The following is a 19,691-nucleotide window of genomic DNA, read 5'->3' on the forward strand; positions in this document are numbered from 1 at the left end:
TCGTCACCCCGGTGCCCGGACTCGGCCCGCTGACGGCGGGCGCCACCACCGTGCGCCACAGCCACAGCCACAGCAGATCAAACCGCCATGGCTCTGAACACCAGCGGCCGTCATTTCGGACCGTGCCGCTTTATCTTGACGTTCTTCGTCTTGACCTTCTTAGCCTGTCCAGGCGGGATGCCCGCCGTGTAGCTGGAAAGGGGCGGTTCCGTACGAGCGTGCTCCGGTTCGCTCCTGGCGACCTGGCGCCGGGCAGAGATGAGATGGGCAGACAGCATGCTGTCCGGCTCGATCGTGGTGGGCGGCGGAGTGGCCTCCGTCCCGGGTGGTGAATGGTGCGTGCTCGGCTCGACGCGCCACCACGAGGTGGTCGCCATCACGCTGACGATCAGGGCCGCGATGACGGCCGCCTGCCGCCGGTGCTCGACAACCCACTGCCGGTACGGCGCCCGTTCCCTGAGCGGACGACCGACGGGCGAGCCGCTGATCCGCCCGCTGTCACCGTCAACGGTCGGAGGGTCCGAAGAGACCGGAATGACCGGTTGCTCACACAAGGTGGACAGTTGCTCGTGAAGGCGAGCCGCGTCCGTACGCCGGTCCGGATCCTTGTCCAACAGCCCGGCGATGATTGAGGCGAGCGGCCCTGCGTGCTCGAACGGCACCGGGTCCGAGGCCAGCACCGCGGACAGGGTGGCCAGCTCACTACTGAACCCGAACGGGGCACGGCCCTCGACCGCCGCGTACAAGGTGGCGCCCAGCGACCACAGATCGGCCTGCGGCGTGGCGGGGCCACCGCGGGCGCGTTCGGGGGCGATGTAGGCGGGTGTGCCGACGACAACGCTCTCCCGGGTACGGCGCGCCTGGTCATCCAGAGTCCTGGCGAGCCCGAAGTCGGTGAGGATGGCGTGCCCGTCGTCGGTGACGAGGATGTTGGCGGGCTTGATGTCGCGGTGCACGATGCCGCCGACGTGGGCGGCGCGCAGGGCGTCCAGCACTTCGAGCCCGATTCGGGCGACCGCGGACGAGGGCAGCGGTCCCCGTTCGGTGATCACCTGGGCGAGGCTGGGGGCGGGGACGAGCTGCAGTACGATCCACGGCCGTTCGTCGGCGACCACGACGTCGTACACGGCTGCGATGCGGGGGTGGCTCAACCGCGCGGTCAGGCGGGCCTCGCGCAAGGTTCGCCTGAGCAGCGCCTCGCGCTCTGGCCCCGGCTGGTGCGGGATGCGAATCTCCTTGACCGCCACCTGCCGATCCAGCAGCTCGTCATGAGCGCGCCAGACCCTGCCCATGGCCCCTCGGCCCAGCTCGGCCAACAACCTGTACCGAGCCCCTAATAACCATCCTTCATAGCCTGTAACGGGCATGACGACATGCGTACCCGATCATCGTCCATACATGCAACGGCCACGGGCACATCGCCACCCCCAGCCAGGCGCCCCCCAATCGGGCCGGCGGCGCACGCGACCGCAACGCTCATCGGCCACGATCCTTGACCTTGTCGCGGCGTCAACGTTTTGACTGATGTCATGGACACCATGCCGTTCGACCGGCCCCTCCCGCTGGAACCGCCACCCGCCTACGCACGTCTGCGCGCCACCTCTCCCGTGGCCAGGGTGCTCGCTCCCGACGGGCAGGAGGCGTGGCTGATCACTTCGTACCAGGCCGCGGCGACGGTGCTGTCCGACCGCCGTTTCGGGATCGCGCCGCCTGGGGCCGACACCACCGGCAACGACACGCTCTTCCAGGACGGCGAAGCTCACATCCGCCTGCGCCGCGCGGTCTCCCATGCCTTCGGCCCGCGTGCCCTGGACAAGCTCGTCCCCCGCGTCGAGGGGCTGGCCGAGGAGTGCGTCAGGGCCATGGCCGAGGCCGGACCGCCCGCCGACCTCATGGCGGACCTGGCCGTACCCCTGTCGATCACCGTCATCAGCGAGCTTCTCGGCGTGCCACCGCAGAGGCGTCCCCTGTTCCGCGAGCTGTCGGACGCGGTCAGCAGGGCGGACTTCCTGTTCGGCGAGCAAGACCAGATCGCCGCCGCGGCACAGGCCTGGCAGGACTTCGGCGCCCACGCCGCCACCCTGGTCGCCGCCAAACGGTCGGAACCCGGGGAGGACCTGCTCAGCCGCCTGGTCACCGAGCCGCTCACCGACGACGAGCTCACCGCCATGATCACCACCATCGTCACCGGCGGCTACCTGTCGGCGAGCAATGCCGTCGGCGTCACCGCCATGCGCGTGATCACCGAAGGCCGCCTGCCCGGCCTCACCCCCGCCGTGGTCGACGAAGCTCTCCGCATGCAGTCGGGCCGCACCGGCGAGCCGTTCCCCCGCTACGCCCATCAGGACCTGGAGCTGGACGGCGTCGCCATCAAGTCCGGCGACCTCGTCCTGGTCCGCCTGGAAGCCGCCCACCGCGACCCGGCCCACTTCACCGACCCCGACCGATTCCTTCCGGGCCGCCGCTCCGCCCCTCCCCTGGTCTTCGGCCACGGCCCGCACTACTGCCTGGGCGCCGTCCTCGCTCGCGCCGAGATCGGCGCCGCCCTGTCAGCGTTGTCACGTCACCTACCCGGGGCACGGCTGGCCGAGCCGCTTGAGAGCGTGGAATGGACCACCAACAGCGTCGACATCGGCCCGCTCGCCGTACGCGTCACCTGGTAGGCCTCTCGGACCATAGGTGCTGCGGGTACGTGCGGCCGGGGACCGCCCGACCGCCCCTGCCGCTACCGCGCCGAGGTAGTGCGGAAACGACCGCGCTCTCAACAAGAGGCGGTGAGAGTGGCCTTCCAATAATGTTCGGAACCGGCCGGAGAATAGCTCGTGTTGATCTCTTGACAGCTGCTGCTGTACGCCTGCATGGCGGCCACCGCGTCGGCATGAGCATCCGAGGGGAGATAACCGTAGCCGACGAAGGTCCGTTGATCCGCCACGGCGGCATCGGCCAGGCCGACTACGACTGCCGCCGCCAGTGTCATGGTCGCCAACACGCTGGTTACGCGTCGATGCATTGTTCCCCCAAGGGCAAACAAGATCGGTTTGACTTGTCAGTCAAACCGATCTCTCTGTCAAGGTCAAGGGTCACGCTGGTACGGCAGCCGGCTTCGTCATCGAGGTAGCTCGCATGATGTGCCCTCCGGCCAGGGCTTTTCCGTCCGTCCGGTCGTCCGGCGCACAGGAGGCCAGGCTCCGTGGGACGACCGGCGCGGTGAGCGGGGCGCGGCCCGTACCAAGGGCCGGCCCCGCCCAGGCGGCGGTGTTCTCCGGCGGGGGTCAGGCTGCCGGCAGGGTGGGACCGATGATGTGCCACAGCGCCCGGTGAGTCGAGGCCCCATGGGTCTTCCCCGGAGGGCGGAGCCGGCGGGTCAGGGGCGTCGCGATCGGGTGTGCGGTGTGGATTCCCGGCCGGTGCCGGATGGGCGCCGGGACGCGTCGGACGGTGGCGCCGCGGCAGGGCGGCGTACGAAATGCGAGAGGGACAGCAGGAGAAGGGCGGCGGCGGGAACCGCACCGGCGAGCGCCAGACCGGTTCGCGGGCCGAGGTGCTGGTTGATGGCGCCGATCAGGGGTCCGCCGAGGGCGCCGCAGCCGAAGAACACCAGAAGGTAGACGCCCATCGCCCTGCCGCGAAGCTCGGTTCCGGCGGCGACCTGCACGGTGGCGTTGACCGCGGTGAACAACAGTGTGGTCGCCATGCCGACCCCGGCGAGTGCGCACGCGAGGCTCCACTGTGCCGGCACGGCGGCGGCGAGTAAGTACATGGCGGCCAGCATGCAGCCGGTCCAGGTCAGTCCGTGCACGGTGGTGCGGGTTCGACCGGCGGCGATCAGCGCGCCGAGCATGGAGCCGAGGGCGACGACGAAGGTGAACATCGCGTAGCCGGAAGGTCCGATGCCGAGGGTGCGGGCGTAGGCGGACAGCGTGACCGGCAGGCTGCTGGTGAACGTGCTGAACGCGCCGGCCAGCGCGATGGGCCGCCAGATCTCCGGTTGCCGCACCAGTCCGCGCATCCCGCCCGGAGCGCGCGCGGCGGCACGCGTCGCGGGTCGCGGGCGTGGGAGCCGGTCCGGGTCGATGCAGGCGAACGCGATGAGCGGGACGGCGTAGGAGACGGCGTTGAGAACAAACGCCCAGCCGGGACCGACGGCGCTGATCAGCGCGCCGGACACTGCCGGGCCGGCGAGGGCGCCGAGTTGGTACGTCGAGGAGTTGAGACTGATGGCGCTGTACAGGTGATCACGCTCGACCAGGTCGGTGACGAACGCCAGCCGAACAGGCTGGTCGATCGCGGCGATGATGCCGAGACCCGCCGCCAGAAGTTGGATGTGCCAGGCGGTGACGTGGTCTGTGAGGGTGAGCACGGCGAGTATCGCGGCGAGGGCGGCGGTCGCGGTTTGGGTGGCTTGCAGCACGCGGCGCTTCGGGTAGTGGTCGGCGATCCATCCACCGGCCAGGCCGAGGACCAGCATGGGAGCCAGTTGCAGAGCGGTGGTGATTCCGACGGCGGTGGCGTCTCCGGTGAGGCTGAGCACCAGCCAGTCCTGGGCGATGCGCTGCGCCCACATCCCGGTGGTCGCCACTGTCTGGCCGAGCAGCAGGAGCCGGAAGTTCCGGGAACGCAACGCGGCGAGCCTGGCACGTCGCGGGATAGGTGGTTTCTGCCGGGGGCTGGGGGGCTCTGGTCTGTCGGCCGCCCTGGTCACGACGAAACTCCTCCTTCGGTAACGGGGCTGTGTCTCCATCGTTGGGCACCGAGATCAATTTACGAAAGGGAATTGATCCAATAAGTCTTATTGCGAATCATGATGAGCCGGCCTAGCGTCGGCCCGTGATGTTTCCTCCTGAGCAGGTACGGACGTTCCTGGCAGTGGCGCAGTCGTTGAGCTTCTCCCGGGCCGCGGCGGCGCTGGGCCTGGGCCAGCCCACGGTGAGTCAGCACATACGCAAGCTTGAGCAAGCGGTCGGTAGGCCGTTGCTGGTCCGGGACACCCGCAGCGTGACGTTGACCGTCGACGGCGAGGCGATGGTCGGCTTCGCCCGCTCGATTCTCACCGCGCACGCTCAGGCGGTGGACTATTTCACCGGCGGCGGAGTGCGGGGCCGGTTGCGGTTCGGAGTGACCGACGATCTCGCCCTGAGCCAGGTGCCGCGGATCCTGCGGGACTTCCGGCACCTCAACCCCGGCGTCACCCTGGACCTGACCGTGGCCCAGCAGGGCGCGCAACTGCAACGCCGGGTCGAATCCGGCCACGTCGACGTCGCCTTCCTCCAGACCACCGCCGGCGAGGGACGGGGCCGGCTGGTGCGCCGGGACCGGCTCGTATGGGCCTCCGTCGAGGGCACCGGCCTACGGTGGGACGAGGGACGGCGGGTGCCGCTGATCGTGTATCAGGCGCCCAGCCCGAGCCGGGCGCTGGCGGTGCAGGCGTTGGAGCAGGCAGGCGTCAAACACCGTGTGGTCTGTACGGCGCGCGGGGTCAACGCCGTGCTGGCCGCCACCCGCGCCGGCCTCGGCGTTGCGATCTTCGCCCGCAGCCTGCTGCCCGCCGACCTGGTCGAGCTTCCCAAGAATGCCGGGCTACCCGAGCTGGGCGAGCTCGACCTTGTCCTGCTGACCAACCCGCGCGCCCCCTCCGAACTCGCGGAGGCCCTGACCAGCGCCATCCTCACCCACGCCAACCCCACCGGCTCCATCCAGGACACCCGTCACCGGTCAGAGGTTCCAACGGGTGCGGAGACCCGCCGGCCGCGCCAGTAGCGGGCAAGCTCCTGCCTCGCCGCCGCCGACGGGCTCGACCGGGCCGGCCGACCTCCACGTAGTGGGGCGCAGGTAGCGGTGCCGTACGAGCTGATGCCTCGGCCCCCGCAGGTGCCCCGGCGAGTACGGAGCGGGGTGCCGTCGCAGCGGGGCAGGCACGCTTCCGGTTTGGCACTCGGGTGCCGGGTCGGGCCCGGTGACGTCGGCTCCCGGTTCGTCACCGGCGGGCCGTCAACCGGTCGCACGCGGCTCCCGGCCTCAAGCGCCGCCTTCGCTATCGTGCTCGCCGGGTGACGGAGGGCGCCTGACCGTAGGTCTGGCGGTAGAAAAAGGCGAACCGGCTCAGATGCGTGAAACCCCAGCGGAGCGCCACCTCCGTGACAGTGGTCTGGCCGCCGGTGGCCGCGATGTGGAGAAGATCGGCGTGAGCCCGGGCCAGCCGTACATTGCGCAGATAAGCCATCGGCGTTGTCTGCAGGTGTTCACGGAAGCCCGATTGAAGGGCACGGACGCTCACCCTGGCCGCGGTGGCGATGTCCGTCAGGGTGATCGGCTCGGCGGCGTGTTCTTCGCAGAAGTGGCGCGCGCGTCGAAGCGCCGCGGAGGTCAATGGGGCACTGGGCTGGCCGAGGTCGGCAGAGTAGGTATGGCGCTGTGAGCCGAGCATGGTCTGCAGCAAAAACTGCTCGAAATGGTGTTCGGCGAGAGACGAGGCCGCAAAGGGAAACGTTCTGCCTGCCGTGGCGGGGCGGGAAAGCGCGGTGAGTGCTCGCCCCAGGGGGCTCGCATCGACGACTTGCGGCTCGAAGTACATGTCTTTCTTGGGGACATCGCCGAGCTGATCCTCAAGGACGCGATCGACAAGCACCTCAGGAATCTGGATGATCATTACATCGTGATCGACGCTCCAGTTCATGTCGATACGCCGCCGAGGGCCGATGATGGTGAGCGGTGCGGCGACATCCTGGCCCCCGATCGTCAGTCGTCCACCACCGGTCAACGGCACGTGAATGTTGTAGAAGTCGGGCAGCTCCGGTACTGCGACCCGGATTTCCGCCCCGTACGCCAGCGTGTGCAAGACGATGCCCCCGCGGTGCAGCAGCCTGTATCGGCCACCTTTTGAATGGCTTTTGATGACCTTGAGGCCGTGCGGCGAGAAGTTCTGCGAGACCTGCGCCCGCATTTCCTCTACGCCGCCTTTGAACATCATCAAGTCATTCATGGTCTTGATCCCCCTGCCTACTGCACGGTCAGCGCGGACGGCCGCGTCACCTGAGACCGTCGAAGAAAGCGGATAGGTCCTCGGCCGGCTGCTCGGGCGCCTCCATCGCCGGGAAGTGCCGGCTGCGGTCGTGCTCGACCCAGGGCCGCGGACACCCCCGTGCCCGTGAACCAGTACAAGCGGACTGCGGGATGTCGATCTGGAACGGCTCGACCAGTTCGCTCATGTCTTTCTCCATTCACATGTTCTTGCTGTGGGCCCGCCTCTTCGTGATGGAGGGCACCGTTACCGGCTACCTGGGCGGATGCGCGGTGACGCAGAACGCTCCGGCGATGGCGGGCAACGGATGCGGTCTCATTCGCGCGCGGACATCGTGCACATCCGGCGTCGATTTCCGCCTCGTGGTATGAGGCGCGCACGAGCCTAGCGGCGCGCGGCGGCAGCCGATATCCACGTTACGTCTGATCCATTGCGCATTCGGGATAGCGGAAACGAGCGCATCGTCGAACGAAGTGGCCGCGATCGCGCCACGGCGGCAGCCATGCGTTCGGCATGCGGCCCGTGGCCAGACTTGAGCCGTTCACTGTTCCTCATGCATCCAGCGGATGCCGAACCACGGAGAGGTCCATGACAGCGATCATGCCCGAGCACAATCTCGACGAGATCGTCGCGCAGATTCGCGCCGAGGAATCGGCCGCGGACTTCGACACGTCCGAAACCGCGTTCAGCGAGCTGGCCGGCGTCTCCCCGGAGGACCTGCAGCAGTTCCTGGAGGAGAAGGTCGGTCTGTCTCCCGACGAGGGCATCCAGGGCAGCTTCACCGGCATTATCGTCACCGCCGGGGTGCACTGCTAGATGGTCCCAGATTCAGGGGCTGACGAGCTCCTGCGCGCCCGGACGCTGGGTTTCCACACCCCGCGTCCGGGTCGGCGGAGCGCGCCCCGCCGAACGCAGCAGTTCGATCACCGCAGCGCGGAGCTCGCCCCGGTATTCGCCGCGCTGCGCATAGATCCGGATTCCGTGGTCCGGGTCAGTCAGCGCGTCTCGCGGCGGCTCGTGCTGATGGTCGAACTCGCCGACGGGGACGCCCGGCTCTTGAAGTGGCCGGACACCGACGTCGAGCACGACCACGACTACGAGTACGTGATGCTGAGCCTGTTCGACCGGCTCGACCTTCCAACGCGGACCCGGGCCGCGCTACCGCGCCTGCTCGCCGGCGACCGCCAGAGTGGGACCATCGCGTTGGACGTGATGCAGGACTGCGTACGCCTGAGCGACGTGATCCGGGACACCCACGTGGTGGACGTCGCGTACCTGGTCCAGCTGGCCGCGGCGATGGCGGGACTGCACCGCGCGTCGATCGAGGAAGCCTACGCCGAGTACCCCGACTGGCTGCTGCGGCCGCCGGTGCCGAAGTCGACGATCCCCACGCCGCACGAGTACGCCCACGGCTGCGGCATCGACTTCGACGTATACCTGCGGACGATGCAGGAGCTCCAGCAGGACTTCCTGGAGATTCACGCGGGGTGGAGGCCGGACAGCCTGATCCACTTCGACCTGCGTGACGACAACATCCTCCTGGCCCTGGACCCGCGGGCGCCCGCGCCCGTCCGCGTCATCGACTGGGAGGCCGCCGGGTTCGGCGACCCGTGCTTCGACCTCGGCACCCTGGTGGGCCAGTTCCTCACCGCCGCCCTGCGCCGCCACGGCGATCCGGACGGACCTCGCGCGGCGCGGCACAACATCCGCACTTTCCTGGTCGCCTACCGCCGGCTGGCCGGGCTCGAGCACCCCCACGAGGAACGGATCTTCCGGTACGCGGGCATCCTCCTGCTGGTCCAGGCGGCGAGCCGGCTGCAGCTCCTGGGCGCTCTCGGCCGGATCGGCCACCTCTGCCTGCTGTACGGAAAGCAGCTGATCCAGAACCCCGCTCCGGAGGCGATCCTGCGATGACGGGCGAGACGGACAACCCCTATCTCCACTTCTTCCATGAGATCGCGGAAGAGGTGGTGATCGAGGACGCCTCCACCTTCACCCACCCGCGATTCGGGACCCTGGAGCCGCCACGCGACATGGCGGCCAGCGCCGGCCACCCGGTCGTCACCTACCTGGCGAAGCTCATCTACCTGTCGTATTACGCGGGGGACGACGCGGCCGCGCAGATCCTCATGAGCGGCGGCACGGCCGTCGCCACCATCCCCGACTACGAGGACTACACGTTCAGCGAGCAGCTTCACGGGCACAACACCGGACGCGGCTATCTCTCCCCCGGCTGGCGGATCACCGGGCACGACGGGCAGCGCTTCCTGGTGCACGGGGAGGGCATCACGCTCAGCGCCGCCCCGCAGGAGCTGGTCGCGGCCGGACCGGACGGCGAAGTGAAGGTGGGCGCACCGGTGTCGGTGCGTTTCCCGCCGAGCATGCGGTACGCCCTGCTCGGCTGGTACATGGCCATCGGCGACCAGGGCGTGGCCGAACGCGAGGACGGCCTGGTCCGCGTCTATTTCAGCCTGGACGGGCACCTCGGGGCCCCGGCCCTGATGGGGGCGGTCACCTCGACGCTCAACGCGCTGGAGGTTCCCTTCCAGTTCAAGATGGCCAACCACCCGGCCGCCTACCACCGGCGCGACGCCGGAGTGCTCTTCCTGAGCGCGGAGGCCTGGTCGGACCACCGGACGGCCCTGCTGGAGATGTGCGCGAAGGTGCGCGCCGTCCTGCGTGACGACTACCCGCGGCTGGCGCTGCCGCTCGAATTCGGGATCTCCTTCGCCGTCGAGCCCCAGGTGCCCGGACGCCTGCTGAGCTTCGGCGAGCACCGCTGCCTGCTCGTCGCCGAGGCGCTGGTCCAGGCGCACGAGCAGGGGGTGAGCGACGCGGCCGGCCGCCTGGCCGTCATCCGCGACCGCTACGCACGGGAGGGGCTGAGCATGGAGGCGCCGTACGCCGAGCCGGTGCGGGTGCCGTGAGCACGGCAACCGACGCCGCCGACCGGCCGGGCGGTCCTGTGGGGAGCACCCCGGCCGTCGAAGGTCTCGTACGCAGCATGGACGGGCCGTTCCTGCTCCGGGCCTGCGTGCGCACCCCGTCCGGTTACCGCTGGGCGGAACGGGACAAACGGCAGAACCCGGGATACCTGGACGCACGGCAGCTCGACACGCTGCGTACCGTGTTGCCCCGGGACGCCGCCGTGCTCGCCGCCGTCCCCACGCTCCCCACCCCCGGCCTGGCCACGTGGCCCGCGCTGCCCACCCCCGCGCTGCTCTGCGACCGGGCGTACGTCGCCGAGCGCGGCAACCTGGAACCCGTCTGCCGGGCACTGGGCGGTTTCCTCTCCCGGCTGCACGCCGCGCCACCCGCCGACCTGCCCCGCCGGGACGGCCCGGCCTGGCTGCCCGAAGGATCGCCGGCGGCCCGGGCGGTCGAGGCCGCCCGGCGTCGGCTGAAGGGCGGAGGGCTCGCGCGCGGCGCGGCGGCCGTCGCCCCGTTCGCCGGTGACCCGGTGGTCGTGCACGGCCGGTTCTCGACGGGCGTGTGCGCCGACACCGATCGGCCGGTGGTGCTCGGCTGGCGGGAGGCGGGGCTCGGCGACCCACAACGTGACCTGGCCTTCTTCCTGGCCGAGCTGGTCGAAGCGGCCGCGCTCATCGAGCTGGCGGACGACCCCGCGGCGACGGCGTTCCTCGACGGCTACGGCGCGGTGGCCGATGCCGACCGGCTGGTGGGCCTCGTCGCCGACCGGCTGCTGGAGCACTGCGCCCAGAGCACGCTGTGGCGGCCCGCGGGGGGCGACCCGGCCGTGGCGCTGCCGCGGCTGGAGGCGCAGTGGCGACGGTTCGCGGTGGCGGTGACGGCGTGACACGGCCCCGGACCGGACCCCACCTCGATCTGAGCGAGGTGCGGCTGCTGGTCTGCGTCTCCGGCTCGGTCGCGGCCCTCGCGGTGCCGCACATCCTGCTCTGGCTGACCGACCGGCTCGGGCTGAAACGGATCAGGGTGTTGCTGACACCGATGGCGCTGCGGCTGGTCACCAAGGACTCGTTCCGGCGCGTCGTCGGCTGCGAGGTGATGTGCGACTGGGACGACCTTCCCCTTGAGGACCGCTCCCACGTGTCCGTCGCCCAGTGGGCGCAGGTGGGCCTGGTGATGCCGGCCACCGCGGACCTGGTCGGCAAGCTCGCCCACGGCATCGCGGACGACCTCGTCAGCTCCACGCTCATGGCCGTGTCATGCCCGACCGTCGTCGTGCCCTCCACCAGCGAGACGACCTGGAACAAGCCCGTCGTGCGGCGCAACGTCGCGCAGCTCAGAGCCGACGGTTTCGAAGTGGTGGAGCCGCGGACGGGTCACTCGCTCGCCTCCGGCGCGGACGAGAAGGGTTCGATGGGCGACTATCGGGCCCCGCTGATCGCCGCTCTGACCCGCGCCGCGGGCCACCCCGGGACTGTCCCGTCCACGTCCGCCCCCGTCGCGGATGCCGCGAGCAGTGAGAGCAGGAGGAACCTTTGACCCTGACGCCCGACGTGACGCTCCGTCGCGTCCCCGAACTGCTCATCGAGGTGGAGAGCTCCCATCGGGTCCGGGTGCACCACGACCGGCGGATCTGGGAGTTCGGCCCCCACGCGCTGTCCCTCCTCGACGTGTTCTACGAGCCCGTGACCGTCGCCGAGGCCATGCAGCGGCTTCGCCCGCGGCTCAAGGGCAGGCGAGCCGTCGACGAGCTGCTCACGACGCTCACCACCATGACCGGGGCCGGCCTGCTCACCCCCGACCCGGCTGAGGGCCACTCGGAGCTGATGTTCCCCATCGGCGGGTACGGACAGACGTATCTGGACGTCACGATGCTCGAGGACCCGGTTCGCAAGACGCAGTTCCTCAAGGCCATCGACGAGGTGGTCGGCCCGGACGACGTGGTCCTGGATCTCGGCACCGGCTGCGGTGTGCTGGCCGTCGCGGCGGCCCGCGCCGGTGCCCGGCACGTGTACGCCGTCGAGCCCGCCCGCACCGGCGACCTCGCCGCCCGCGTGGTGGAGCGCAACGGCTTCGCCGACCGGGTCACGATCGTACGCGGCTGGTCCAGCACCACCGAACTGCCCGAGAAGGCGACCGTCCTCACCACCGACATCATCGGCAACGACGGCCTGGACATGGTCATCTGGGAGAACCTGCAGGACGCCCGGCGGCGCCTGCTCAGCGACGACGCCCGCCTGATCCCGGGCTCGCTGCGCGCCAAGGTCTACCTCGCCCACATGCCGGTCGACTTCCGCTCCCGGCACCGGATCCTGCCCTCGCACATCGTGCGCTGGCAGAGCCGGTACGGCATCGACTTCTCGCCGATGCTGGAGGGCAACCTCTCCCGTTCCGCGGGCTTCTACGAACGGCCCGAGCACGTGCGGACCTGGGAGCGGCTCTCGGAGCCCGAACCCCTGTTCACCGTCGACCTGCACCAGGACGTACGGCACTTCGAGAACCGGGTGACCGTGCCCGTCAGCCGGCCGGGCCTGCTCAACACCGCCCTCGTCTACTTCGAGGCGCAGCTCGGTCCCACCACGGTGCTCTCCACGGCTCCCTGGGACGGCGGTGAGAAGAGCCACTGGTACTGCGCCGGCTGGGCCTTCCCCGAGGAGCTCAAGGTCGCGCCCGGAGACCTGATCACGCTGAGTTACCGATACGAGGGTGACGGCCGGGCTCGTGTCGAGCTTGTTCAGGAACAGGGGGAATCATGAAGTTGCGCACTCAGGTGCCCAAGGTCGACGGCCGCGGCGTGCACCGGGAGATCACGGCCGAGGAGACCTGGTCGCGCGTGGAGCCGCATCTCCTGCGCGCGGGCATCACCCGGGTCGCCGACATCACGTGGCTGGACCGGATCGGCATCCCGGTCTACAACGCGATCTCCCCGCGCTCCAACGACATCATCTCCGTCTACAACGGCAAGGGCATGACCCCGCTGCAGGCCAAGACCTCGGCCGTGATGGAGGCCATGGAGCGCTTCTCCGCATGGCTGCCGCGCATGCCCGCCGCCATCGCCTCGTACGCGGAGCTGCGCGCCGAGGGGCGGAGCGTGCTGCACCCCGCCGAGTACTTGTTGGAGCTGGCCCCGCACTATTCCGACGACCTGCCCATCTCCTGGGCTCAGGGCCACGACCTGCTCTCGGACGAACCGGTGCTGGTCCCCCAGGACGCGGCCGGCTACGTGGCCAAGTACCATGAGGCGCCCTGCTACCGCATCACCACCACCAACGGGCTCGCCTCCGGCAACAGCCTCGAGGAGGCGGTGTGCCACGCGCTGTGCGAGGTGATCGAGCGCGACGCCATCACCATCTCCGAACTGCTGAGCACGAAGCTCGGCCGGGTGCTGCAGGGGGACGACCGCGCGGGGCACGCCGCCGCGATCACCGATTGGCTCAAGGAGCAGCACCCGCACCTGGACATCGGCACACTGCCGCCGCGGGCCCAGGACCTGGTCACCCGGGTCCACGACGCGCGGCTGGAGATGCGGGTGGTCCAGCTGACCAATGACATCGGCGTGCCGACCTTCGTGGCGGCGACCACCGAGGAGCTGACGGCCACCTCGGCACACAACCACGCCGGCTTCGGCACCCACCCGGACGTCGAGGTCGCGATCGCGCGGGCGATCAGCGAGTGTGCCCAAGGACGTGCGGTGGACATCCAGGCGATGCGGGAGGACATCTCCTTGCCGGACACGGAGGTGCCCAAGCACATGCTGCACGTGCACCGGTCCTCGACCGTGGACAAGGGCGGCTGGCTCTGGAAGCCGGTGAACAAGATCCTCGACGCCCGGGAGATCGCCTCCTATCGGCACGGCGACGTGATGGACGACGTGCGCTTCATGCTCGACCGCCTTCGGGCGATCGGGATGACCCGGGCCATCGTGGTCGACCTGTCCCCGCCGCAGATCCCGATCTCCGTGGTCCGGCTGCTGGTGCCGGGGCTGGAGTCCTGGGGCGTCGATCACAGCAGGCTCGGCCACCGGGCCGCCACCGCGTGGAACCGTGCCGTCCGCACGGCCGCCGAGCTCGACCGCCGTCTGTCCCTCGCCGAGGCGGGCTGACCACCGTGACCGTAGAAGGGAACGCCATGCGCGCAGCGGTCTTTCTCGGACCGAGCCTGTCCCCGGCCCTGGCGCTGAGGGAACTCGAGGCGGAGTACCTGCCGCCGATCCAGCGCGGCGACATCGACGCCCTGCTGCGCCGGCCCGAGCCGCCCGAGGTGATCGGCATCGTGGACGGCCGGTTCCTGTCGTCGCTGTCGATCTCGCCGAAGGAGGTCCTCACCGCCGTCGACCAGGGCGTACGCGTCTATGGCTCCTCCAGCATGGGCGCCCTGCGCGCCGCGGAGTGCGCGCCCTGGGGAATGATCGGCATCGGGAGGATCTACGAGGCGTACGCGTCCGGGGCCGTCGACGCCGACGACGAGGTGGCGATCATCTACGACGAGGAGACCGGGGCGGCCGCGTCCGATCCCATGATCAACCTTCGGTTCGCCGTCGACGCGGCGGTCGACCGCGGGCTGATCACCGCCGGGACCGGAGCGACCTTCGTCGACGCGGCGAAGAAGCTGTACTTCCCCGAGCGCACCGCGCGCAACACCCTGCACGTCGTCAAGCCCGCTCTGCCCGCCGGGGAACATGAGGCGCTCGCCCGGTTCTTCGCCTCCGAGGCGCCCGACACCAAGGCTGACGACGCCCGGCTGCTGCTCGCCGCGATCAGGGAGTATCTGGGATGAGGAACCACACCGCGACGCGACAGGACCGGCTCACCCGCTTCCGGGCCGACGGGTTCCTCTTCCCGGTCGAACTGCTGGACCGGGAGGAGGCGCGAGAGTACGCCACCGCGCTCAGGACCTACCGCGAGATCGCCCGGCGGGCCGGCGGGCTGCTGAGGCAGCGCTGGAACTCCCCCAAGATCCACCTGCTGACGCGATGGGCCGATGCGCTGGTCCACCACGAGGCGGCGTTGGACCTCGCGGAAAGCCTGATCGGCCCCGACCTCCTGGTGTGGTCCACCAACGTCTTCGAGCGGTCCGAGCACAGCCCTGCCCGCCTCGCCTGGCACCAGGACGCCCCGTACTACGGATGGGAGGGCTTCGAGGGGCGCGCGATCCGGATCTGGATCGCTCTCACCCCCACGAGCAGAGCGAACGGCACGATGCTGTACTGCCGCGGCTCGCACGCGGGCGGGCTGGTGCCGCACGGCTTCACCGGCGCCTCCATGAGCGATCTCCTCCAGGGCGAGCGGGCCGAGTACGAGATCGCGCGAGAGGACATTCTCAGCGTGGACCTCGAACCCGGCCAGTGCGCCGTGCACACCCCCGCCACCGTCCACAGCTCGGGCCCCAGCCTGGGCGAAACGGAGCGGCTCTGCTTCGCCGTCGACTACGTCAACCCCGCCGTGCGGCCTACGCATGGAGCCGACAGCGCACTTCTGGCGCGCGGCGAGGACCGTCACGGGTACTACGCCTCCGAGCCGCGCCCTGTCTCGGACTTCGCTCCCGAAGCGCTGCGCGCCTTTCGCGCCGCGGTGGCGATGCGGGAGGCCCGGCTGGTCGCGGTCCTGCGCGAGGCGCACGCCAGGCGGGCCGGGTGACCGGCTGGCAGATCGCGGTCAAGGACGGTTTCCGCACCACGGGGACCGGCCTCGCGCCTCCGTGGTCGGCGCGCGCCCCGGCGGGAACGGGGCTCCCGCCGGCGACGGATTCCATCGAGCGATGGTTTCCCGCCGTCATCGACCAGGGCGAACAGCCGTTGTGCAGCTCCGCGGTGATCACCGCCATGGCCTCCTATTACGCGAGGCGGGCCGAGGGGCGGGAGTTCGAGCCCTCTCTGCTCTTCAACTACCGCCTCTCCCGCAGGCTCGGCGGGGATCCCGACCGCGACGGCTCGCACGTCTTCTTCAGCCTGGCCGCATGGACGCGCTACGGCCTGGCCGACGAGGCGAGCTGGCCGCTGGATCCGAACCGCGTCAACGACGACCCGCCCGAGGAGGTGTACCCGTCGAGCGCGCCGCGGCTGCAGCTCCGGCGGCTCGCGGGCGACGCGATGCGGCCGGAGAGACTCCTCACGTTCCTGAAGGCGCCGCTCGCGGTGGGCGTTCCGGTCGTCTTCGAGGTCACGCTGCACGTCTCGACGAGCGGGTCGTTCGCCGACGGGATCTTTCCTGTTCCGCAGCTCGGGGAAGCGCTCCTCGGCACACATGTGGTGCTGCTCGTCGGCTACGACGAGAACCGGCCGTGCGGTCCCGGGCTCACCGGCGCGTTCCGGGTGCGCAACAGCTGGGGAACGGGGTGGGGTGAGGACGGCTACGGGTGGCTGCCGTTCGCGTTCGTCCGTCAAGGGCCGGTCCGCGACAGCTGGCTGGCGATCGAGCCGGGCTGGGTGGCCACGCGGGGCCGCCGCCCGGCCGATGATCGCGTTCCGGCACCGGGCCGGATCGGCTCCCCGGCCGTCGGCGGATCACGATCCGTCACCGCACGGCGAGGCGGTCCGGCTCCGGCCAGATGACGCCGCGTGCCCTGGCGTCGTCGCGGTCGAGGACGGCGCGGTGCAGCCGGTTCAGCTCGTCACCCGGCTCCACCCCCAGCTCCTTGTCCAGGATTTCCCGCATTTCACGGTAGGTGCGCAGGGCCTTCTCGACATCCCCGGAGCAGTGGTAGGCGTACATCAACTGCGCCCAGGCGCCCTCGCGGTAGGGGTGGTCGGCCAGCAGCGCCCTCAGCTCGGGGATGACGAGCCGGTGCTCCCCGCGCTGAAGCCGCACCGCGATCAGATCCTCCTGCGTGATCAACCGCAGGTCGTTGAACGCGTCAAGCTGGGCGAGCAGCCGGCCGGACCCGGCGACGTCGCAACCGCCGGCCGGCCCGTGCCAAAGCGCCAAGGCCGGCTTCAGCAGCCGGACGGCGGACTCGTGGTCGTCGTTCCGCCTCATGGTCTGCGCACGGGCGATCAGCCGAAGGAAGACGTCGGCGTCCAGCTCCATCTCTCCGACACGCAGGAGGTACGCGCCGCCCCCGCCGTGTTCGCCGCTCCCTTTCAGCGACTCCAGCCGGACCTTCGAAGGGTCCACGGCGTTGAGGCAACGACGCAGACGGGAGGCGTACGTGCGCAGGTTGGAGCGGTATCCGGTCGGCGGGTCGTCCCAGAGCAGGCCCGCCAGCGTGGTGTGGGCCACGAACCTGTTGGGCCGCAGCAGCAGCGCGGCCAGCAGACCTCGCACCCGATGTTCCGAGAGCTGCTCGTCGGCCGCCTTCCGTGCGGCCTCCTGCTGTGCCAGCACGCCGACAGGACCCAGGATCGTGAAGATCACGGTGTGACACGCGGAGACATCGCCGACTGGCGCGGAAACCCTTCTTGGCATTCTGATCTCTCCAGTTCGATGCCCGCCGGATCCTCGTCGTGAGCGACCCGGATGTCGCCCAGTTGTTCGGCTGCTTGCAGAGCGAGGTGCCGGAGGTCGGCTTTCGTGTACCAGTCGCGCTGGTGATCGCACCAGGGCGTCAGAGCCGCCACGAGCTGGATGGCATGGGAGGGGAAGTCGTCCGTCAGCGCCTGGCGCAGAACGGTGAGCAGGACCGTGTGCTCGGCCCGGAACCAGTCCAGCGCCTGCCGGCGGTGTGCGAGCTGCTCCGGCCGCACGCCTGGCGCCGGGGGCGCGGGAACGATCGCAGACGCCGCCGGCGCCAGGAGCCGCGCGGCTCCGTGCGCGGTGTGCAGGTAGTGCTCGATCACCCGTCGTGCCGCCTGCCGATGGAGCTGGGCGTCGGCGGCGCGGGCCAGATCGTGCGCGTACGTGCGAAGCAGGCTGTGCAGCGTGAACCTGCCGGGAACGGTCTCGGCCACCAGGTTCGCCTCCAGGAGAACGTCCAGCAACCGGTCGGCCCGCAACTGGTCGACGGCCGCCAGGCTGGCCACGGCCGGTCGGGCGATGTCCGGCCCCGGATGGATCGCCAGCAACGAGAACAGGCAGGCCGCGCCGGGAGGCAGGAGGTCGTAGGAGCGCGAGAACACGGTGCGCATGTCGGTGCGGGCGTCCCGGGTGGCCAGCACGCCGATGTCGGTACGGACGCGACGCAGCCCCTTCGCGAGCGCGGTGAGCGGGGCGAACGGCGTCGCGGCCGCGCGGCCCGCCGCGATGGCCAAGGAGAGGGGAAGCCCCCCGCACAGATCGATGATCTCGTCGGTGGCGCGCGCGTCGGCTTCGACGCACTCGCGGCCCAGCCGGCGGATCAGCAACTGCCGGGAGCCGCGGTAGGTGAGGACGTCCAGCGTGAGCAGCTCAGCCGCGTGCCGGCTGACCAGGCTGTTCAGCCCCTGCCGGCTGGTGATCACAACCGTGCATTCGGTGTCGCCGGGCAGCAGCCACCGTACCTGCTCCGCGTCGCGGGCATTGTCGAGCAGCACGAGCGCACGCCGGCCTGCCAGCAGTGTCCGGTACAGCGCGGCCATGGCCTGCAGATCCACCGGAATCCGGTGTCTGGACACGCCCAAGGTCTGCAGCAGGCCGGACAGGGCCTCGTGCGGGTCCAGCTCGTTCTCGCCCGGCCCGAATCCCTGAAGATCGACGTACAGCTGGCCGCCCGGGAAGCGCTCGGCGGCCCGATGCGCCCAGTGCACGGCCAGGCAGGTCTTGCCGACGCCGGCGGTGCCGGTGATGACGCAGACCCTGCCGCTCCCGCTGAGCAACCCGTCCAGCCGCTTCAGCTCCTCGTCCCGGCCGGTGAACTCGGCCACGTCCGGCGGGAGCTGGCGTGGCGGGATCGGCACCACCCACTCCGCCCGATCCTGCAGCAGATCGGCGTGAATGCGTTGCAGCTCGACGGAGGGGGCGGTGCCCAGCTCCTCGCTCAGCCTGCGTCTGAGCCGCTCGTACACCGACAGCGCTTCAGCCCGTCTGCCGGAGCCGTCCAGCGTCAGGAGCAGGCGTCCCCACAACGGCTCGTGCCATTGATGACGGGTCACCAGCTTGCGCACCTCGGGCACCAGCTCGCCGTGGCGTCCCGCGGCCAAGCCCAGGTCGATCCACCGCTCCGCGGCCGACAGATGAAGCTCCAGCAGGTGAGAGGCGTCGGTCCCGTGCAGCGCCGGGGAATCGATCCCCTCGAACGGCTGCCCCCGCCACAGGGCCAGCGCCTGCTCCAGAGTGGCCAGCTCGGCTTCGGTGCCCCGCGCCGGCGTCGCCTCGGCGAGCAGCTGACGAAACAGCAGCGCGTCGACCCGGTCATGGGCCACCTGCAGCTGATAGCCCAGCGACGTCGTCTGGATCACCTCGGCGCCGAGCGTGTTACGCAGCCGGGCGATATAGGTGTGGACGCTGCGCCGGACGTTGTCCGGCAGAGCCTCCGCCCATAACACCGAGGCCAGCCGGTCCACGGACACCGTCTCGCCCGCCGACAGCGCCAGGACGGCCAGCAGTGTCCGCAGGCGACTCGACCCCAGCTCGACCTGGGCCGCCCCCTTTCGCACTTCGAAGGGGCCCAGCACAGCCACGTGCAGACCGCTGCCCGCGCCCGTGGTCATGCGGACCGGCCTTTCATCCTCAGGTGGTCCGGACGACTCGGTGGTATTGACGGACGGTTACGGACCTGCGCTGGACCAGCACCAGGCACGCGGGGGAAAGGGCAGGGCGGCACCGTGTGAAGAAATCCTTCCGCGAATTCCTCGTCATGAAAACGTCGATTTCCGCCGCATTTTATGCGGCGC

The 19,691-nt window shown here is 70.2% G+C and carries 20 protein-coding genes; 13 read left to right on the forward strand and 7 right to left on the reverse strand.

All coding sequences use genetic code 11. The features are described 5' to 3' along the window. Nucleotides 1–110: 110 nt before the first annotated feature. A complete protein-coding gene (locus ABZS69_RS12465) occupies nucleotides 111–1,367 on the reverse strand; it encodes a serine/threonine-protein kinase (RefSeq protein WP_355370176.1) in 1,257 nt (418 codons plus the stop codon). Between the two features lie 162 nt (nucleotides 1,368–1,529). On the opposite strand from ABZS69_RS12465, the gene ABZS69_RS12470 reads away from it, so the two are divergent. Continuing rightward, on the forward strand, nucleotides 1,530–2,663 hold the full coding sequence (locus ABZS69_RS12470) for a cytochrome P450 (RefSeq protein ID WP_355370179.1): 1,134 nt from the start codon (nucleotides 1,530–1,532) through the stop codon (nucleotides 2,661–2,663). A 98-nt stretch (nucleotides 2,664–2,761) separates the two neighbouring features. Here the strand turns inward: ABZS69_RS12470 and ABZS69_RS12475 are convergent, their stop codons facing one another. Beyond that, nucleotides 2,762–2,977, reverse strand: coding sequence for a hypothetical protein (locus tag ABZS69_RS12475; protein ID WP_355370181.1), 216 nt, complete (start codon nucleotides 2,975–2,977; stop codon nucleotides 2,762–2,764). Between the two features lie 387 nt (nucleotides 2,978–3,364). After that, nucleotides 3,365–4,741, reverse strand: coding sequence for an MFS transporter (locus tag ABZS69_RS12480; protein ID WP_355370184.1), 1,377 nt, complete (start codon nucleotides 4,739–4,741; stop codon nucleotides 3,365–3,367). Between the two features lie 89 nt (nucleotides 4,742–4,830). On the opposite strand from ABZS69_RS12480, the gene ABZS69_RS12485 reads away from it, so the two are divergent. Continuing rightward, nucleotides 4,831–5,757 carry a LysR substrate-binding domain-containing protein gene (locus tag ABZS69_RS12485; protein WP_355370659.1) on the forward strand — a complete coding sequence of 309 codons (927 nt, stop codon included), beginning with the start codon at nucleotides 4,831–4,833 and terminating at the stop codon, nucleotides 5,755–5,757. 274 nt (nucleotides 5,758–6,031) lie between these two features. Here the strand turns inward: ABZS69_RS12485 and ABZS69_RS12490 are convergent, their stop codons facing one another. Next, complete coding sequence (locus tag ABZS69_RS12490; RefSeq protein ID WP_355370187.1) at nucleotides 6,032–6,979, reverse strand: AraC family transcriptional regulator; 948 nt, start codon at nucleotides 6,977–6,979, stop codon at nucleotides 6,032–6,034. Nucleotides 6,980–7,025: 46 nt separating this feature from the next. Beyond that, complete coding sequence (locus tag ABZS69_RS12495; protein WP_355370189.1) at nucleotides 7,026–7,205, reverse strand: hypothetical protein; 180 nt, start codon at nucleotides 7,203–7,205, stop codon at nucleotides 7,026–7,028. On the opposite strand from ABZS69_RS12495, the gene ABZS69_RS12500 reads away from it, so the two are divergent. The 11 genes from ABZS69_RS12500 to ABZS69_RS12550 all read left to right on the forward strand — a co-directional run bounded on the left by ABZS69_RS12500 (nucleotide 7,204) and on the right by ABZS69_RS12550 (nucleotide 16,496). Further along, nucleotides 7,204–7,389, forward strand: a complete 186-nt coding sequence (locus ABZS69_RS12500) for a hypothetical protein (RefSeq protein ID WP_355370191.1) — start codon at nucleotides 7,204–7,206, stop codon at nucleotides 7,387–7,389. The genes ABZS69_RS12495 and ABZS69_RS12500 overlap by 2 nt on opposite strands. A gap of 217 nt (nucleotides 7,390–7,606) precedes the next feature. Further along, nucleotides 7,607–7,834, forward strand: a complete 228-nt coding sequence (tvaA, locus tag ABZS69_RS12505; protein WP_355370194.1) for a thioviridamide family RiPP peptide — start codon at nucleotides 7,607–7,609, stop codon at nucleotides 7,832–7,834. After that, nucleotides 7,835–8,932 carry a phosphotransferase gene (locus ABZS69_RS12510; protein ID WP_355370197.1) on the forward strand — a complete coding sequence of 366 codons (1,098 nt, stop codon included), beginning with the start codon at nucleotides 7,835–7,837 and terminating at the stop codon, nucleotides 8,930–8,932. Beyond that, a complete protein-coding gene (locus tag ABZS69_RS12515) occupies nucleotides 8,929–9,945 on the forward strand; it encodes a T3SS effector HopA1 family protein (RefSeq protein ID WP_355370200.1) in 1,017 nt (338 codons plus the stop codon). Before ABZS69_RS12510 ends, ABZS69_RS12515 begins: the two co-directional genes overlap by 4 nt. Continuing rightward, nucleotides 9,942–10,835: a phosphotransferase gene (locus ABZS69_RS12520; protein WP_355370203.1), complete on the forward strand. Its 894-nt coding sequence runs from the start codon at nucleotides 9,942–9,944 to the stop codon at nucleotides 10,833–10,835. The genes ABZS69_RS12515 and ABZS69_RS12520 overlap by 4 nt, the downstream gene beginning before the upstream one ends. Continuing rightward, nucleotides 10,832–11,485 (forward strand): flavoprotein, encoded by a 654-nt coding sequence (locus ABZS69_RS12525; protein WP_355370206.1) that lies wholly within the window; start codon nucleotides 10,832–10,834, stop codon nucleotides 11,483–11,485. Before ABZS69_RS12520 ends, ABZS69_RS12525 begins: the two co-directional genes overlap by 4 nt. Continuing rightward, the gene (locus tag ABZS69_RS12530; RefSeq protein WP_355370209.1) at nucleotides 11,482–12,702 is read left to right on the forward strand and encodes a 50S ribosomal protein L11 methyltransferase; all 1,221 of its coding nucleotides are present in this window, start codon (nucleotides 11,482–11,484) and stop codon (nucleotides 12,700–12,702) included. The genes ABZS69_RS12525 and ABZS69_RS12530 overlap by 4 nt, the downstream gene beginning before the upstream one ends. Then, the gene (locus ABZS69_RS12535) at nucleotides 12,699–14,048 is read left to right on the forward strand and encodes a YcaO-like family protein (RefSeq protein ID WP_355370211.1); all 1,350 of its coding nucleotides are present in this window, start codon (nucleotides 12,699–12,701) and stop codon (nucleotides 14,046–14,048) included. Before ABZS69_RS12530 ends, ABZS69_RS12535 begins: the two co-directional genes overlap by 4 nt. A 26-nt stretch (nucleotides 14,049–14,074) precedes the next feature. Beyond that, on the forward strand, nucleotides 14,075–14,722 hold the full coding sequence (locus ABZS69_RS12540) for a TfuA-like protein (protein WP_355370214.1): 648 nt from the start codon (nucleotides 14,075–14,077) through the stop codon (nucleotides 14,720–14,722). Further along, nucleotides 14,719–15,582, forward strand: a complete 864-nt coding sequence (locus ABZS69_RS12545) for a phytanoyl-CoA dioxygenase family protein (protein WP_355370217.1) — start codon at nucleotides 14,719–14,721, stop codon at nucleotides 15,580–15,582. Before ABZS69_RS12540 ends, ABZS69_RS12545 begins: the two co-directional genes overlap by 4 nt. After that, nucleotides 15,579–16,496 carry a C1 family peptidase gene (locus ABZS69_RS12550; RefSeq protein ID WP_355370220.1) on the forward strand — a complete coding sequence of 306 codons (918 nt, stop codon included), beginning with the start codon at nucleotides 15,579–15,581 and terminating at the stop codon, nucleotides 16,494–16,496. Before ABZS69_RS12545 ends, ABZS69_RS12550 begins: the two co-directional genes overlap by 4 nt. Here the strand turns inward: ABZS69_RS12550 and ABZS69_RS12555 are convergent. Together ABZS69_RS12555 and ABZS69_RS12560 are read right to left on the reverse strand one after the other, a co-directional pair. After that, nucleotides 16,459–17,298, reverse strand: coding sequence for an AfsR/SARP family transcriptional regulator (locus ABZS69_RS12555; protein ID WP_355370223.1), 840 nt, complete (start codon nucleotides 17,296–17,298; stop codon nucleotides 16,459–16,461). The two genes, ABZS69_RS12550 and ABZS69_RS12555, sit on opposite strands and share 38 nt — an antisense overlap. Further along, the gene (locus ABZS69_RS12560) at nucleotides 17,295–19,508 is read right to left on the reverse strand and encodes a BTAD domain-containing putative transcriptional regulator (protein ID WP_355370226.1); all 2,214 of its coding nucleotides are present in this window, start codon (nucleotides 19,506–19,508) and stop codon (nucleotides 17,295–17,297) included. Before ABZS69_RS12560 ends, ABZS69_RS12555 begins: the two co-directional genes overlap by 4 nt. Nucleotides 19,509–19,691: the final 183 nt, after the last annotated feature.

The organism is Nonomuraea sp. NPDC005650 (assembly GCF_040605375.1).
GTDB lineage: Bacteria > Actinomycetota > Actinomycetes > Streptosporangiales > Streptosporangiaceae > Nonomuraea.